This is a genomic window from Streptomyces sp. NPDC045287 (assembly GCF_056432325.1).
The window spans coordinates 162727-177493 of record NZ_JBWKJG010000014.1; the positions used below are offsets into that span (position 1 = coordinate 162727).

A 14767-nucleotide genomic window follows, 5' to 3' on the forward strand; every position below is an offset into this window, starting at 1 on the left:
CTGCCCTTCGCGCGTCCGGACCCGGGGCGCGGGCGCGCGAAGGGCCCCGGAGCGGTGGGAAGCGGTCCCGTCGAGAAGGGGTGGGGTCGGGGCCACCAGAAAACTTGAGTCCGTGCTTGTCAACAACGCTGCCGCGAGTTATATAAGAACCATCGCTGTGAGGAGCATCGGTACGAAACCTGTGCGAGGAGGCGATGACGGATGCTGATGCGGACGGGCCCCTTCCGTGAACTGGACCGACTCACGCGGGACCTCTTCGACGACGTCCGCCGGCCGGCGGACGTGCCGATGGACGCCTGGCGCACGGACGACGCGGTCCGGGTCGCGTTCGACCTGCCGGGCGTGGACCCCGACTCGATCGACCTCCGGGTCGAGCGGGGCGTGCTGACGGTCACGGCCGAGCGCGGATCGCCGGTGGAGGAGGGCGCCGAGGTGCTCTTCGCCGAGCGGCCCACCGGCGCGTTCAGCCGCCGGCTGTTCCTCGGGGACACGCTCGACGCGGACGGCGTCGAGGCGACGTACGACGCCGGGGTGCTGCGCCTGAGGATCCCGGTGGCCGAGCGCGCCAAGCCGCGCAGGATCCAGATCGGCGGGGCCGGCCGCAAGGCGCTGAGGCCCTGACCGGCGGACGACCCGGCAACCCGCGGTCACCGCCCGCGCGGCCCCGTGCCGCCGCGCAGGCGGCGACCGCGGGAGGCACCCGACGACCGACGACCGCGAAGAAGGGGGGACCCCACCACATGGAGCCGCTTCTCTGGCTGCTCGTCCCGCTGACGGCCGCCCTCGGCGCGAGCCTGTGGGCCTGGTACGCCTCGCGGCCGCACCCGATGGACGTGTGGACGGACGTCGACCGCTACGACCGCCTCCGCGCCTCCCTCGGCCGCGCCGCCGACGGCCCGCGGCCACCGGCGGCGCCCGCGAACGGCCCGTCCTGATGTGCGGGGCGCCCCGACCGGTTCTACGGTGGCGGGGGCGGCTCTCCGAGGGCCGTACGGCAGGAGGGAGAGACGATGCGGCACGACGAGTTCCTCGCCCGGGTGCGGGAGCGGGGCGAGTACCACGACCAGGACGAGGCCGCGCAGATCACCCGGGCGGTACTGGAAGTGCTCGGCCACCGCATCACGCCCGGTGAGGCGGCCGACCTGGCGGCGCAACTGCCCGGCGACCTCGGTGACGCGCTCACCGCCGACGCCGACGGCGGGCGCCCGACCGAGCGCTTCGGCATCGAGGAGTTCTACCGGCGCGTCGGCGAACGCACCGGAGCACGCCCCCGCACCGCCCAGTGGGACGCGAGCGCCGTCCTGTCGACCCTGGCCGACGCCATCTCGGGCGGGGAGCTGAACCAGATCATCAGCCAGCTCCCCAGCGGCTACGCCGTCCTCTTCGGCAAGGCGGACCTGGCGGACTGACCGCCCGCCGCACACGCCCCGCACACATCCCGCCGACCCGCCCCGCGCCCGCCGTGCCCGCACGGCGGGCGCCGTCGTCACGGCACTTGACTGCTCGTCGCACCGCCGCGATCCTCGTCACACCATCAGACGGGACATGACACATCGGCGGTGCGCCCATGACCCGACCCCCCTTAGGCCGGCGCGGGCTCCTCGCGCTGCTGTCGCTCCTCGTCACCGCGGCGGCCCTGGCCCTCGGCCCCACCGCGGCCTCCGGCGCCGAGTCGCCGCCCGGCTGGTGGGAACCGGTCGCGCGGCCCGCCCCCGACTCGGAGGTGAACGTCACCGGCGAGCCCTTCCGGGGCACCGACCCCCAGGGCCGGGTGCGCGGCTTCGTCGACGCGCACAACCACATCATGTCCAACGAAGGCTTCGGCGGCCGGCTGATCTGCGGCAAGCCGTTCTCCGAGCACGGCGTCGCCGACGCGCTGAAGGACTGCCCCGAGCACTACCCCGACGGCTCCCTCGCCCTGTTCGACTTCATCACCCGCGGGGGCGACGGCAGGCACGACCCGGACGGCTGGCCCACCTTCGAGGACTGGCCCGCCCACGACTCCCTGACCCACCAGCAGAACTACTACGCCTGGATCGAACGCGCCTGGCGCGGCGGCCAGCGCGTCCTCGTCAACGACCTCGTCACCAACGGCGTGATCTGCTCCGTCTACGTCTTCAAGGACCGCGGCTGCGACGAGATGGACTCCATCCGCCTCCAGGCGCGAAAGACGTACGACATGCAGGCGTACGTGGACCGGATGTACGGAGGGCCCGGCAAGGGCTGGTTCAGGATCGTCACCGACAGCGCCCAGGCCCGCGAGGTCGTCCGGCAGGGGAAGCTCGCCGTCGTCCTCGGCGTCGAGACGTCCGAGCCGTTCGGCTGCAAACAGGTCCTGGACGTGGCGCGGTGCGACCGCGAGGACATCGACCGCGGCCTCGACGAACTGCACCGGCTCGGGGTGCGCAGCATGTTCCTGTGCCACAAGTTCGACAACGCCCTGTGCGGCGTCCGCTTCGACTCGGGCGCCCTCGGCACGGCGATCAACGTCGGCCAGTTCCTGTCCACCGGCACGTTCTGGAAGACCGAGCGGTGCACCGGGCCCCAGCACGACAACCCCATCGGCGGCGCCTCCGCGCCCGGTGCCGAAGCGAAGCTCCCGCCCGGCGTCACCGTCCCCGCGTACGCGCAGGACGCCCGGTGCAACACCCGCGGCCTCACCGACCTCGGCGCGTACGCGCTGCGCGGGATGATGCGGCGCGGCATGATGCTGGAGATCGACCACATGAGCGTCAAGGCCGCGGGCCGCGCCCTCGACATCCTGGAGTCCGCGTCGTACCCGGGGGTGCTCTCCTCGCACAGCTGGATGGACGCCGAATGGACCGGGCGCGTCTACCGCCTCGGCGGCTTCGTCGCCCAGTACATGCACGGCGCCGAGGAGTTCACGGCGGAGGCGCGGCGCACCGCCGCCCTGCGCGCCCGGTACGGCGTCGGGTACGGGTACGGCACCGACATGAACGGCGTCGGCGGCTGGCCCGGCCCGCGCGGCGCCGACACCCCGGACCCGGTGCGGTACCCGTTTCGCAGCGCCGACGGGGGCTCCCTCGTCGACCGGCAGACCACCGGGCAACGCACCTGGGACCTCAACACGGACGGCGCCGCCCACTACGGGCTCGTCCCCGACTGGCTGGAGGACATCCGGGTCACCGGCGGCCAGGACGTCGTGGACGACCTGCTCCTCGGCGCCGAGTCGTACCTCCGCACCTGGAGCGCCTCCGAACGCCACGACCCGGGCGCGAACCTCGCGGCGGGCGCGACCGCCACGGCGAGCTCCACGCAGGGGTGGGACCCCCTCTCCGGCCACGCGCCCGGCAGGGCCGTCGACGGCGACACCCGCACCCGCTGGGCCAGCGAGTGGAGCGACGACCAGTGGCTCCGGATCGACCTGGGGACCCTCCGCGACGTCCGGCGCGTCACCCTCGACTGGGAGGACGCGTACGCGAAGGCGTACCGCGTGGAGGTCTCCGCCGACGGGGCGCACTGGCGCACCGTCTGGTCCACCACCGCCGGGAACGGCGGCCTCGACACGGCGGACTTCGCCGCCGCACCGGCCCGGTACGTCCGCGTCCACGGGTGGGAACGCGGCACGGAGTGGGGATACTCGCTCCGCGAGGTCGGCGTCTACGGCGGGAGCGGATGACATGGCGGACGACGGGACCCGGACGGGCGGGCGACGGGCGCGGCGGCGGACCTTCGGCACGGTGACGTTCGCCGCGACGGCGCTGACCGGCACCGTCGCCGTCTACATGGCGCTGGTCGCCTTCGGGAACATCACGGACTTCGGGACGAACCGGGAGTTCGTCCGCCACGTCCTCGCCATGGACACCACCTTCAAGGACCCCGACCTGATGTGGCGGGCCGTCGAGTCGCCCGCCCTCCAGGACGCCGCCTACGTGGCGATCATCGTCTGGGAGACCCTGGCCGCCTGCGTCCTCCTCCTCGCCACCGGCCTGTGGTGCGCCGCGCCACGCCGCGGCACCCACGCGCGCGCCCGCGCGGTGAGCACGGTCGGGCTGGTCATGGTGCTGCTGCTGTTCGGGCTCGGGTTCATCGCCATCGGCGGCGAGTGGTTCGCCATGTGGCAGTCCTCCGACTGGAACGGCCTCGACGCGGCCACCCGCAACGTCGTGCTGGCCGCGTTCGCCCTCGTCGTGACGCACCTGCCGCGGGCGGACGCGCGGGACGGCGGCTGAGGCGGCCCGGCCCCGCCGGGGACCGGGCCGCACCGGTCAGGCGCGCACCGGCTCCTCCTTCCGGGCCGGCCGCCGGGCGCCGCCCCGCGCCGGCTCCCCGCCGCGGGCGTGGAGCTCCACCGCCAGGGGCGCGGCCGTCAGCATCGACGAGTACGTGCCCACGACGATGCCGATCAGCAGGGCCAGCGCGAAGTCCGTCAGCGACCCGCCGCCCAGCAGCGCCAGCGCGGCCAGGATGAACACCGCGCCCATGCCCGTGTTCAGGGTGCGCGGCACCGTCTGGAGGAGCGCCGTGTTGGTCACCCGCGCGAAGGACTCTCCCCGTCCGGCCGACCACCGTTCGCGGACCCGGTCGAACACGACGACGGAGTCGTTCACCGAGTAGCCGATGACCGTGAGCAGCGCCGCCAGGAACACCCCGTCGACCGGCTTGCCCAGCCAGGCGAACACCCCGACGAGGATCACCGCGTCGTGGACCATCGCCACGACCGCCGACGCCCCGAGCCGCCAGCGGAACCGCACCGCCAGGTACAGCAGTTGCGCGCCCACCGCCACCGCGAGCGCGACGAGGGCGCCCCGCCGCAGCTCGGCGCCCAGGCTCGGGCCGATCAGCTCGTCGCGGACCTTCTCCGCCTCCCCTCCGGCCAGCGCGCCGACCACCTCGCCGATCCGCGCCTCCTCCCCGTTCGACATCCGGTCCGTGCGCACCGTCAGCCCGCCCTCCCCGGAGGACTGCACCACGGCGCGCGGGAACCCGGCGTCGGCCAGCGCGTCCCGCGCCCGGTCGGTGTCCACCGGCGACGAGGTGGCGTACTCCACCAGCCGCCCGCCCGTGAACTCCACCCCGAAGTCCAGCCCCCGCACGACGATCCCGGCGACCGACAGGAGGACGGCGGCCGCCGACACGGCCAGCCAGCGGCGACGGCGGCCCATCAGGTCCGGGTCCCACCGCAGCAGCCGGTCCCGCACGGCCCCCGTGTCCCCGATGCCGGACAGGCGCGGGCGCCGCCGCACCGCCGTGCGGGCCACCGCGAAGTCGGCCAGGGCACGCGTGACGACCAGCGCGCTCACCATCGACGCGAGGACCCCGATGCCGAGCGTCACCCCGAAGCCCCGGACGGGCCCCGACGCCAGCAGGAACAGCAGGACGGCCGCGATGAGCGTGGTGACGTTGGAGTCCGCGATGGCGCCGAACGCCTGCCGGAACCCGGCCACCAGCGCCGCGCGCAGGCTCCTGCGGGCGGCGGCGCGCCGCGCGTACTCCTCGCGGGCCCGTTCAAAGACCAGCACGTTCGCGTCGACGGCCATGCCGATCGCCAGGACGAACCCGGCCAGGCCCGGCAGGGTGAGCGTCGCCCCGAGGGCGACCAGCGCCGCGTACGAGATGACGCCGTAGCAGGCCAGCGCGAGGACGGCCAGACCGCCCAGGAGCCGGTACGCGGCGATGATGAACAGGCCGGTGAGGGCCGTGCCGATCACGGCGGCCCGCGCGCTGCTGCTGATCGCCTCCGCCCCCAGCGTCGGGCCGACCGTGCGCTGCTCGACGGTCTCCACCGGGACGGGCAGCGCGCCGCCGTTGATCAGCAGCGCCAGTTCGCGCGCCTCGTCGCCACCGAAGCCGCCCGTGATCCGGGTCGACCCGCCGACGATGCCGGCGCGGCAGCCGATCGCCTCGTCGACCTGCGGCGACGAGATGACCTCGCCGTCCAGGACGATCGCGACGCGCCGGGCCGGGTCGCCGGGCGCCGCGCACGCGGCCTGACCGGTGAGCCGGGCCCACCCGTCGCCGCCCTCGTCCGTGAACTCCACGTCGACGTACCAGCCGAGGCCGCTGCTCGGGTCGAGCACGGCCTTCGCCTCGGCGACGTCGGCGCCGGACAGCGACGGCGGCCCCAGGCGCAGCCGGAGGCCGCCCTCGTCGGGCAGGACGAGCTCCCCGGGCCGCTCCGGCCCCGGCGCGGCGGACCCGGTCGGGGACGTGCCCGCCGTGCCGGTGACGGGGTGGAAGGCGAGCTGGGCGGTGCGGCCCAGCACCTCGGCGGCCTCGCGCGGGTCCTGCACGCCGGGCAGCTCGACGATGATCCGGCGGTCGCCGGAGCGGGTGAGGACGGGCTCGGTGACGCCGAGCGCGTCGATGCGGCGGCGCAGGACCTCCAGGGTGCGGTCGGTGGCGTTCGGGTCGGCGGTGGCGGTGGGGGAGTCGCGGGTCTCCAGCACGATCTGCGTGCCACCGCGCAGATCGAGGCCCAGCCGGGCGGGGACGGTCACGGCGATGTACACGGACAGGGCGACGACGGCGAGGGCGAGCAGCGCTCGCACCCGCATGGCGCGGGTCAAAGGGGCCTCCAGCAGGCGGGACCGCGGCCGCGTCCGGCGGCGCGCGGAGGAGTGACGGGAAGGGTCAGCCGACTGGAGGGGAGGGCGGGGCGCGCCCGGTGCGACGCGTGGGCCGGTGGACGTGCGCGGCGTCGTGGCGCGGCACCGGCGCGGCGGCGCGGGCGGCGGGCGGTGCGAGGTCCGGGGGAGCCGGGGGCGGGGCCGCTTTGGTGGGCGGCGGGACGGACCGGGTCCCGGAGACGTCCGCGTACGGGCGGGGCGCGGCCGAGCAGACCGCCGCGCACAGGTCGTCGACGGCCACGGCCCGGGGCGCCCCGGACGGGGACGGGGCGGGCGCGGGGGCGGCCGGGGCGAGGACGCCGAGCACGGCGAGGAGGACGGCGGCCACGGCCGTCGCGACCGCGCCGAGGGCGCCCGCGGCACGGCGCGCGGCCGGTGCGTCGTACCGCGGCATGGCCTTTCCCCCCTCCCGTCGTGTCGTCCCTATCCCGCCGCGCGGTCGCTCACGGTTCGATCAGGCCCGCCCTGATGGCGTAGCGGGTGAGCTGGAGGCGGTCGCGCAGGCCCAGCTTCTGCAGCAGGTTCGCCCGGTGCCGCTGCACCGTCTTGACGCTGATGACCAGCATCTGCGCGATGTCCTTCGAGGAGTAGCCCTCCGCGACCAGCTTGAGGACCTCCTCCTCGCGCGCGGTGAGGACCCGGTCGGGCGGCTCCCCGCCGTGCCGGGCCCGGTCCAGGTAGTCGCGGACGAGGGCCGTCACGGCGCCCGGGTACAGGAACGGCTCGCCGCGCATCGCCGCCCGGCAGGCCGCCACCAGGTCCCGGTCGGCGACGGACTTGAGGACGTACCCGCAGGCGCCCGCCTTCAGGGACTGGAAGAAGTACTGCTCGTTGTCGTACATGCTCACCATGAGGATCCGCAGCGCCGGGTGGCGCGCCGACAGCTCCCGCGCCGCCTGGAGCCCCGTCATCCGGGGCATGGCGACGTCCAGGACGGCCAGGTCGACGGGGTGCTCGCGGGCCATGGCGACGGCCTCGGCGCCGTCCCCGGCCTCGGCGACGACCCGGAGGTCCGGCTCGCCGTCCAGGATGAGCCGGATGCCGCGCCGGACCAGCGCGTGGTCGTCGGCGAGCAGGATCCGGGTGACGGAGGCCCCGGGCCGGTTCACGCGGGCCTCCCCGCGGCCGGTGTTCACGCGGGCCTCCCCGCGGCCGGTACGGACAGGGACACCCGGGTGCCGCCGCCGCGGCCGGGGGCGATGTCGAGCGCGGCGCCGGAGAGCAGGGCGCGCTCCCGCATGCCCCGGATGCCGGCGCCCTCGCGGGCCACGCCGACGCCCCGCCCGTCGTCCTCCACGGACAGCACCACACCGTCCGGCACACGGCGCAGCACCAGGTCGACACGGGCCGCGTCGGCGTGCCGGGCGGCGTTGGTGAGCCCCTCCTGCGCGACCCGGTACAGCACCAGTTCCGTTTGCCGGTCCAGCGGCGGCAGGTCGGCGTCGAGGCGGCGCCGCACCGTGAGCCCCGTATGGGTGGCGAAGTCGTCGGCCAGCGACGTCAACGCGCTGACCAGGCCCAGGTCCTCCAGCACCCCCGGGCGCAGCCGGCGGGCGAGCCGCCGCACCTCGTCCAGGCTCGACCGGGTGATCTCCTGTGCCTGCCGCACCTCGGCGCGCAGCGGCTCCGGGGCCCGGTCCGCGACCCGCTTCAGCCCGAGCAGGACCGCCGTCATGCTCTGTCCCACCTCGTCGTGCAGTTCCTGCGCGATCCGCCGCCGCTCCGACTCCTGCGCGGACAGGGCGCGGGCGCTGCTGGTGGCGCGCTCCGCCTCCAGCCGGTCGAGCATGTCGTTGAACGCGCGGATCAGCTCCGCCACCCCGCCGTTCCCCGGCACGGGCAGCCGCTGGCCCGGCCGCAGCAGGTCCACGGTCGTCATCTCCCGCGTCAGCCGCTCCAGCGGCGCCAGCCCGATCCGCAGCAGCGCCCCGTTGGCCACCAGCATCACGGCCAGCCCGGCCACCAGGATCACCGCCTCCGTCAGCAGCACCGGTACGGAGACGGTCACCGGCGCCCACAGCAGCAACGCCGTGGCCGTACCGAGGACCAAGGCGTTGAGCCCGAAAATCCGCCAGAACAAGGACACGGTGCACGAAACCTTCCTGTAGACCCACCATCGCCCACCACTATCCTCGGCGGCCCGAAGCCGCGGCCCACCGGGCGGCGCGAAGCGGCCGTACCCCGCCGTCCGCACCCGTCCAGCCTGCCGGGCCCCCGCCCCGCCGTCGATGGGGCCCGGCACCCATCCGCCCCGCCCCGCGCCCCACCGGCCCGCGCGTCCCTGCACCCCGCGCACCAGCGGAAATGGGTGCCGCGCCCCATGGCCCCGCCGCGTCCGGCCGGTCAGGGTGGGAAGCCGGCCGCCCGGCGGACCGGGGCCCGCCGCGGCGGGCCCGTGCGCCCCGGCCCCACCCGCCCCCGCGAGGCCCCGCCCGCCCCCACAGGAGGAGTACGCCATGACGCTCGGCAGCGCCGCTTCCGGAGCCGCCCCCGGACGGCTGACGGACCACGAGGCCCGCCAGCGCCTCGAACACGAGCGCGCCTCGCGGCTCACGCAACTGAAGGCGATCGAGGCGGCCGGGGCCGAACAGCAGGCCGATGACCTCCTCGTCGCGCAGCGCGACTCCACGCGGCGCGTGCTGAAGGAGATCGACGCGGCGTTCGAGCGCCTGGCCGACGGCACGTACGGCAGGTGCCAGGGCTGCGGCACGTCCATCCCGGCCGAGCGCCTGGAGATCCTGCCCTACACCCGGCACTGCGTCGGCTGCCGGCGCAGTGCCGCCTGACCGCCGGGGCCGCCCGCCCGGCGCGACCGGCGGCGGGCCCCGCCCACCGGGCCGGCAGGCCCGGCCGGCCGACGTGCCGGACCCCGGCCCGGCACCGGCCGGGCCCTTCGTGTTCCCCGTGCCCCTGTGGAGTGGTGACCCGTGAGCAACCGGACCGCCCGCGCCGACGACGCGGGCCTGACCGCCGAGGACGTCGCGGCCCTGCGGCAGAACCTCCAGGAGCAGCGCCGCTTCCGGCTGGAGCAGTTGGCCCGGATGGCGCGGACCGCCCCCGGCTCCCGTGACGGGGCCGCGGCCCGCCGGGAGGTCCGGGCCGAGTTGACCGCCTCCGCCCGGATGGTCCTCCACGACGTCGAGGCGGCCCTGGAGCGGATGGACCGGGGCCGCTACGGCACCTGCCGGCTGTGCGGCGGCCCGATCGGCCTGCGCCGGCTGACGATCGTCCCCCAGGCCCGCTACTGCGGGCACTGTCACCGGGCCCGGGAGGCGCACCGGTGAGCGCCGGCCGGCCGGTGCCCGCGCGCCCCCGCCGCGCGGCGGGCCCCGTGCGCGGGCCCCACCCGGGGCTCGCCGTCGAACTCGGCAGCGCCCGCACCCGCGTGTGGGCGCCCGGCGGCGGTGCCGTCCTCGACGTGCCCACCGTCGTGTTCCCGGGCACCGGCGTCGCCTCGTACCCGGTGCGGCGCGGCGCCGTCGTCGATCCCGAGGGGGCCGGCCGGCTGCTGCGCCGGCTGCTCGGACCCCGCCTCCCGCGCGGCGCCCGGCCGCTGATCGTGCTCACCACGCCCGTGCTGGGCGGCGCCGACCACCGGGCCGCCGCGCTCAGCGCCCTCGGCGCGCTGCGGCCCCGCAGGGTCCTCACCGTCCCCGCCGCCAGGGCCGCCGCCCTCGGCGCCGCCGCCGACCTGACCGGTCCGCTCCTCGTCGTCGACGTCGGCGCCCACCTCACGGAGGTCGGCCTCCTCGCCGACGGCGCCGTCGCCGACGCGTACCACACGCTCCTCGGCACCGGGGACCTGGGCGCCGCCACCACCCACGACGACCTGGTCCGCGCCGCGGCCGGGATGGTCACCGACCTGTTCCGCGCGGACCGCACCCCCCTGAGCGCCGAGGCGCTGCGGCGCGGCGTCCTCCTCACCGGCGGCGGCGCCCTGCGCCCCGGGATCGCCCGCGGCCTCGCCGCACGGCTGCGCGCGCCCGTCCGCGTGGCGCCCTCGCCGCACACCGCCGCCGTGCGCGGCGCGGCCACCGTCCTCGCGGTGCCGCGCGGCGGGCCCGTGCCCGGTGTTCGCGCCGCGGGCTGAGCGGTCCGCACGCGTCCGCGGGAAACGGTTCGACCGTGCGGCGGGTGCCTTCGGGGGCGGAGAGCGGTCCGCACGCGTCCGCGGGAAACGGCCGTCTTCAGTTCCGCCCGCCGCTCCGCCATGATGAGCCCCCGTCAGCCGCCGGTGGAGAGGACGAGTCATGGCCAGGCTCCGGATGGGACAGGGCGTACTGCGCAGGAAACCGATCGAGCACATCGAGGAGGCGGAGGGCGCGCCCGGTGAGCGGCTCGCCCGCACGCTCGGTCTGTGGCAGCTCACCGCGATCGGCGTCGGCGGCCTCATCGGCGCCGGCATCTTCACCCTCGCCGGGACGGTCGCCAACGGCACCGCCGGGCCCGCCGTGCTGGTGTCCTTCCTCATCGCCGGCGTCGCCAGCGCGGCCGCCGCCTTCTCGTACGCCGAGTTCGCCGGGCTCATCCCGAAGGCGGGCTCCGCCTACACGTACGGGTACGCGGTCCTCGGCGAGCTGGCGGGCTGGTTCATCGGCTGGGACCTGCTGCTGGAGTACACGGCGATCGTCGCGGTCGTCGCCATCGGCATCTCCGGCTACTTCAACTTCCTGCTGACGGAGACCGGCGCTCCCCTGCCCACGTGGATGCTCGGCGCGCCCGGCACGGGCGAGGGCCACCGCGTCGACCTCTTCGCGGCGCTGCTCTGCCTGTTCATCGCCTACCTGCTCAACCTCGGCATCAAGAACGCGGCCCGCTTCGAGACCGCCGTCGTGGCGCTGAAGGTGCTGGTGGTGCTGCTGGTGATCATCGTCGGCTTCTTCCACATCAAGAGCGACAACTACGCGCCCTTCTTCCCGTACGGGGTCGGCGGGGCCTTCACCGGCGCGGCGACGGTCTTCTTCGCCGTCTTCGGGTACGACGCGATGAGCACCGCCGCCGAGGAGTCGAAGGACGCCCAGCGCCACATGCCCAAGGCGATCATCTACTCGCTGGCCATCTCCATGGTGCTGTACGTCCTGGCCTGCCTGGCGCTGACGGGCATGCAGAAGTACTCGGAGATCGACCCGGAGAGCGGGTTCTCGACGGCCTTCAAGTCGGTGGGGCTCGGCGTCGTGGCCGACGTCGTCGCGGTGGGCGCCATCATCGGCATCCTCACCGTCATGTTCACCTTCATGCTGGGGGTCACCCGGGTGTGGTTCTCCATGAGCCGCGACGGGCTGCTGCCGCGTTGGTTCGCCAAGACCCACCCGACCCGGCACGTCCCGACCCGCGTCACCTGGATCGTCGGCGTGGCGTCCGCGGCCATCGCCGGGTTCGTGCCGATCGGGGAGGCGGCCGAGCTGACGAACATCGGCATCCTGCTCGCCTTCGCCGTCGTCTGCACCGCCGTCATCGTGCTCCGCTACCGCCGCCCCGACCTGCCGCGCACCTTCCGCACCCCGCTCATGCCCGTCACCCCCGCGATCGGGGTGATCGCCTCCGTCTGGCTCATCACCTACCTGCGGGTGGAGACGTGGCTGCGGTTCGCGGTGTGGCTCGTGATCGGGCTCGTCGTCTACTTCGGCTACTCCTACCGCAGGTCGGCGCTGGCGGTGGAGGAGCGGCGCACGACCGGCGGGTGACCGGGCGGGCGCGGCCGGGGGACGCGCGGGCGGGTCACGGGGCGCGGCGGTGCCGGGCCCGGCCGCGCCCGCGCAGCCGCACCACCGCGTACGCCACGAGGGCGACGGCGGCCAGGACCAGGACGGCCTTGGAGAAGAACCCGACGTACGTCTCCACCGCCGTCCACCGGTCGCCCAGCCAGTAACCGGCCAGGACCAGCACGGAGTTCCAGATCAGGCTGCCGAGCGTGGTCAGCGCGACGAACACGGGCAGGGGCATGCGCTCCACTCCGGCGGGGACGGAGATGAGGCTGCGGAAGACCGGCACCATGCGGCCGAGGAAGACGGCCTTGGTGCCGTGCCGCGCGAACCACGCCTCCGTGCGCTCCAGGTCGGAGGTCTTCACCAGCGGCAGCCTCGCCCAGAGGGCGTGCATGCGCTCCCGGCCGAACATCCGGCCGATCCAGTAGAGGACCACGGCGCCCACGACCGATCCGAGGGTGGTCCAGAACAGCGCCGAGGCCAGCGTGAGCACCCCCTGTCCGGCGGCGAACCCGGTGAGCGGCAGGATCACCTCGCTGGGCAGCGGCGGGAACAGGTTCTCCAACGCGATGGCCAGTCCGGCCCCGGGACCGCCCAGGGTCTCGACGAGATCGACCGCCCAGCCGGCGATGCCGCCCGCGGGTGCCTGCGACGAGGCCGAGGACATGAGGTGCATGGGAGTCTCCAAGCTGGTGGGTCGGCCGCCCGTCCGGGTGGCCTGATGTCCCTCCACGGTAGAAATCGCCGGTCGACGACGGACACGGGGGGTGGCCGCCCGGTCCGGTGATGTCCTCCGCTGTACCCGCCCTGCGGGAAAACGCACCTCCGGGCCGGTGCGGGGTGTCCGGGCCGCGGCGCCCACGGGCCGCCGGCCCGCCGGGAACGAGACGGCGACACATGGCCGGTGGGATTACAGAGAGCGGAAATTCTGTTAAAAACCGGCCAACTTCCGAGGCTTGTCGGCCACCGCGCCGAGGGGGCACAGTCATGCCCGCAGCGCTTCCCCCGACGCGCCGCCGGGCTCAGGGGGGCGGAGCGGTACCTCGGAAACCGGTCACCCGCCGCCCCGACGGATGTACTTGTCATGTATTCGTCAATGGCCCGTCGACTCCTTCCGCAAAGGAACATCGATGACTCTCTCGCGCAACCGGCTGCTCACCGCCGCTCTGGCGATCACGGCACTGGCCGCCACCGGGGTACAGGGAGCGCACGCGGCCACCGCGTCCGCCCCGGCAGCCTCCTCCACCCCGTCCGCCTCGTCCTCCTCCCCCTACCACCCGCAGATGGTGCGTGCGCTGGCGCAGTCCCTCGGCGTCAGCGACGCGGCGGCGGTCCAGCGGCTCGACCGCCAGGCCGGCCAGCAGGAGGCCCTCGACCGCCTGGAGCGCGGTGGGGTGCGCACGGACGGCGCGTTCTTCGACGACGCGGGCCGCCTCGTGGTCAACGCCGCGGACGAGCGGGCCGCCGACGCGGTGGAGAAGGCCGGCCTCCAGGCCCGCATACCGGCACGCGGCGAGGCCGCGCTCGACCGGATCAAGGCCGCCCTCGACGCGAAAGCGGCCCGGCAGGTGCCCGACGGCGTGACCTCCTGGGCGGTGGACGTCGAGACCGACACGGTCACGGTCACGGTCGCGGACCGCACCAAGGCCGCGGCCCGCGCCTTCCTGGCGGCGGCCGCCCGCCACGGCGGCGCCGTCCGCGTGGTGGAGGACGAGGACGTCCTCGAAGCCCAGACGACCGTGTACCCCGGCAGCCGGATGAACATCAACAACCTTCCGGGGAGCTGGTGCTCCGTCGGCTTCGGGGCGCGCGACTCCCAGGGCGGCCAGCACCTCGTCTCCGCCGGCCACTGCGTCGCCGGCGGGCCCGGCCTGTACTTCGAGGGCGACCGGTTCGCGGTCGGCGAGCGCTCCCGCTACCGCGAGGGGTACAACAGCGTCGACATGGGCACCGCCCGGGTGGACGCCGGGGACGCGATCGCCACGTCCGTCGGCACCTGGGGCAACAGCGCCCCGATCGCCGTCAAGGGCAGCCAGCGGGCCCCGCGCGGCGCCACGGTCTGCAAGTCGGGCTCGACCACGGGCTGGACCTGCGGGGCCGTCGAGTCCTACAACGTCTCCGTGACCTACACCAACCGCCGCACCGGCGTGCAGACCTTCGTGAGCGGGCTCGGCAGCTCCTCGGTCTGCACGGAGGGCGGTGACAGCGGCGGTGCCTACATCTCCGGGAACCAGGGCCAGGGCATGACCTCCGGCGGCCCGACCGACCAGCAGTGCAGCGGCGTGTACGGGGCGGGCTCGTCCTACTTCCAGCCGCTCGACGACGCCCTGCGGTACTACGGGCTCACGCTGAACACCAACTGAGTCCGCGGGGGGGGGGGGGCCCGCCGGGGGGGGGGGGCCCCGGGCGGGGGTGCGGCCCCGCGCGGGCCCGGGGGGGGGGGGCGGAGGGGCGGGCGGGGGAGGGGCAGAC

The 14767-nt window shown here is 75.2% G+C and carries 15 protein-coding genes; 10 read left to right on the forward strand and 5 right to left on the reverse strand.

The window, feature by feature from the left end; translation table 11 throughout:
- The first annotated feature begins 201 nt into the window (after positions 1 to 201).
- The 5 genes from AC07D6_RS23250 (at position 202) to AC07D6_RS23270 (ending at position 4193) form a co-directional block, all read left to right on the forward strand.
- Entirely contained in the window at positions 202 to 621 is a 420-nt protein-coding gene (locus tag AC07D6_RS23250) for an Hsp20/alpha crystallin family protein (RefSeq protein ID WP_479047163.1), read from the forward strand.
- A gap of 119 nt (positions 622 to 740) precedes the next feature.
- Positions 741 to 935, forward strand: a complete 195-nt coding sequence (locus tag AC07D6_RS23255; protein WP_315880399.1) for a hypothetical protein — start codon at positions 741 to 743, stop codon at positions 933 to 935.
- A 75-nt stretch (positions 936 to 1010) separates the two neighbouring features.
- Positions 1011 to 1409 carry a DUF2267 domain-containing protein gene (locus AC07D6_RS23260; protein WP_479047165.1) on the forward strand — a complete coding sequence of 133 codons (399 nt, stop codon included), beginning with the start codon at positions 1011 to 1013 and terminating at the stop codon, positions 1407 to 1409.
- A 158-nt stretch (positions 1410 to 1567) separates the two neighbouring features.
- A complete protein-coding gene (locus AC07D6_RS23265; RefSeq protein ID WP_315880397.1) occupies positions 1568 to 3640 on the forward strand; it encodes a galactose-binding domain-containing protein in 2073 nt (690 codons plus the stop codon).
- Position 3641: 1 nt separating this feature from the next.
- Positions 3642 to 4193 carry a DUF2165 domain-containing protein gene (locus AC07D6_RS23270; RefSeq protein ID WP_479047168.1) on the forward strand — a complete coding sequence of 184 codons (552 nt, stop codon included), beginning with the start codon at positions 3642 to 3644 and terminating at the stop codon, positions 4191 to 4193.
- Positions 4194 to 4229: 36 nt separating this feature from the next.
- Here AC07D6_RS23270 and secD read toward each other — a convergent pair whose 3' ends face one another.
- From secD to AC07D6_RS23290, 4 genes are all read right to left on the reverse strand, one after another.
- The gene (gene secD / locus AC07D6_RS23275; protein WP_479047318.1) at positions 4230 to 6518 is read right to left on the reverse strand and encodes a protein translocase subunit SecD; all 2289 of its coding nucleotides are present in this window, start codon (positions 6516 to 6518) and stop codon (positions 4230 to 4232) included.
- A 76-nt stretch (positions 6519 to 6594) separates the two neighbouring features.
- Positions 6595 to 6984, reverse strand: a complete 390-nt coding sequence (locus AC07D6_RS23280; RefSeq protein ID WP_479047170.1) for a hypothetical protein — start codon at positions 6982 to 6984, stop codon at positions 6595 to 6597.
- 49 nt (positions 6985 to 7033) lie between these two features.
- Complete coding sequence (locus AC07D6_RS23285; RefSeq protein WP_479047172.1) at positions 7034 to 7726, reverse strand: response regulator; 693 nt, start codon at positions 7724 to 7726, stop codon at positions 7034 to 7036.
- A complete protein-coding gene (locus AC07D6_RS23290; protein WP_479047175.1) occupies positions 7723 to 8676 on the reverse strand; it encodes a HAMP domain-containing sensor histidine kinase in 954 nt (317 codons plus the stop codon). Before AC07D6_RS23290 ends, AC07D6_RS23285 begins: the two co-directional genes overlap by 4 nt.
- A gap of 370 nt (positions 8677 to 9046) precedes the next feature.
- On the opposite strand from AC07D6_RS23290, the gene AC07D6_RS23295 reads away from it, so the two are divergent.
- The 4 genes from AC07D6_RS23295 (at position 9047) to AC07D6_RS23310 (ending at position 12274) form a co-directional block, all read left to right on the forward strand.
- Positions 9047 to 9376, forward strand: coding sequence for a TraR/DksA family transcriptional regulator (locus tag AC07D6_RS23295; RefSeq protein WP_479047177.1), 330 nt, complete (start codon positions 9047 to 9049; stop codon positions 9374 to 9376).
- 141 nt (positions 9377 to 9517) lie between these two features.
- Complete coding sequence (locus tag AC07D6_RS23300; protein WP_479047180.1) at positions 9518 to 9874, forward strand: TraR/DksA family transcriptional regulator; 357 nt, start codon at positions 9518 to 9520, stop codon at positions 9872 to 9874.
- Between the two features lie 47 nt (positions 9875 to 9921).
- Entirely contained in the window at positions 9922 to 10680 is a 759-nt protein-coding gene (locus tag AC07D6_RS23305; RefSeq protein ID WP_315880389.1) for a rod shape-determining protein, read from the forward strand.
- 160 nt (positions 10681 to 10840) lie between these two features.
- Positions 10841 to 12274, forward strand: coding sequence for an amino acid permease (locus tag AC07D6_RS23310; protein WP_479047182.1), 1434 nt, complete (start codon positions 10841 to 10843; stop codon positions 12272 to 12274).
- A gap of 34 nt (positions 12275 to 12308) precedes the next feature.
- On the opposite strand, the gene AC07D6_RS23315 is transcribed toward AC07D6_RS23310, so the two are convergent.
- On the reverse strand, positions 12309 to 12971 hold the full coding sequence (locus AC07D6_RS23315) for a DedA family protein (protein WP_315880387.1): 663 nt from the start codon (positions 12969 to 12971) through the stop codon (positions 12309 to 12311).
- A 454-nt stretch (positions 12972 to 13425) separates the two neighbouring features.
- Between AC07D6_RS23315 and AC07D6_RS23320 the strand changes: the two genes are divergently transcribed.
- A complete protein-coding gene (locus AC07D6_RS23320; protein ID WP_479047186.1) occupies positions 13426 to 14658 on the forward strand; it encodes a S1 family peptidase in 1233 nt (410 codons plus the stop codon).
- Positions 14659 to 14767 lie beyond the last annotated feature (109 nt).

Coding starts and splice junctions, on each gene's coding strand:
- AC07D6_RS23265 (WP_315880397.1), top strand. CDS start 1,568: ATGACCCGACCCCCCTTAGGCCGGCGCGGGCTCCTCGCGCTGCTGTCG.
- AC07D6_RS23255 (WP_315880399.1), top strand. CDS start 741: ATGGAGCCGCTTCTCTGGCTGCTCGTCCCGCTGACGGCCGCCCTCGGC.
- AC07D6_RS23320 (WP_479047186.1), top strand. CDS start 13,426: ATGACTCTCTCGCGCAACCGGCTGCTCACCGCCGCTCTGGCGATCACG.
- AC07D6_RS23270 (WP_479047168.1), top strand. CDS start 3,642: ATGGCGGACGACGGGACCCGGACGGGCGGGCGACGGGCGCGGCGGCGG.
- AC07D6_RS23315 (WP_315880387.1), bottom strand. CDS start 12,971: ATGCACCTCATGTCCTCGGCCTCGTCGCAGGCACCCGCGGGCGGCATC.
- AC07D6_RS23310 (WP_479047182.1), top strand. CDS start 10,841: ATGGCCAGGCTCCGGATGGGACAGGGCGTACTGCGCAGGAAACCGATC.
- secD (WP_479047318.1), bottom strand. CDS start 6,518: ATGCGGGTGCGAGCGCTGCTCGCCCTCGCCGTCGTCGCCCTGTCCGTG.
- AC07D6_RS23295 (WP_479047177.1), top strand. CDS start 9,047: ATGACGCTCGGCAGCGCCGCTTCCGGAGCCGCCCCCGGACGGCTGACG.
- AC07D6_RS23250 (WP_479047163.1), top strand. CDS start 202: ATGCTGATGCGGACGGGCCCCTTCCGTGAACTGGACCGACTCACGCGG.
- AC07D6_RS23280 (WP_479047170.1), bottom strand. CDS start 6,984: ATGCCGCGGTACGACGCACCGGCCGCGCGCCGTGCCGCGGGCGCCCTC.
- AC07D6_RS23260 (WP_479047165.1), top strand. CDS start 1,011: ATGCGGCACGACGAGTTCCTCGCCCGGGTGCGGGAGCGGGGCGAGTAC.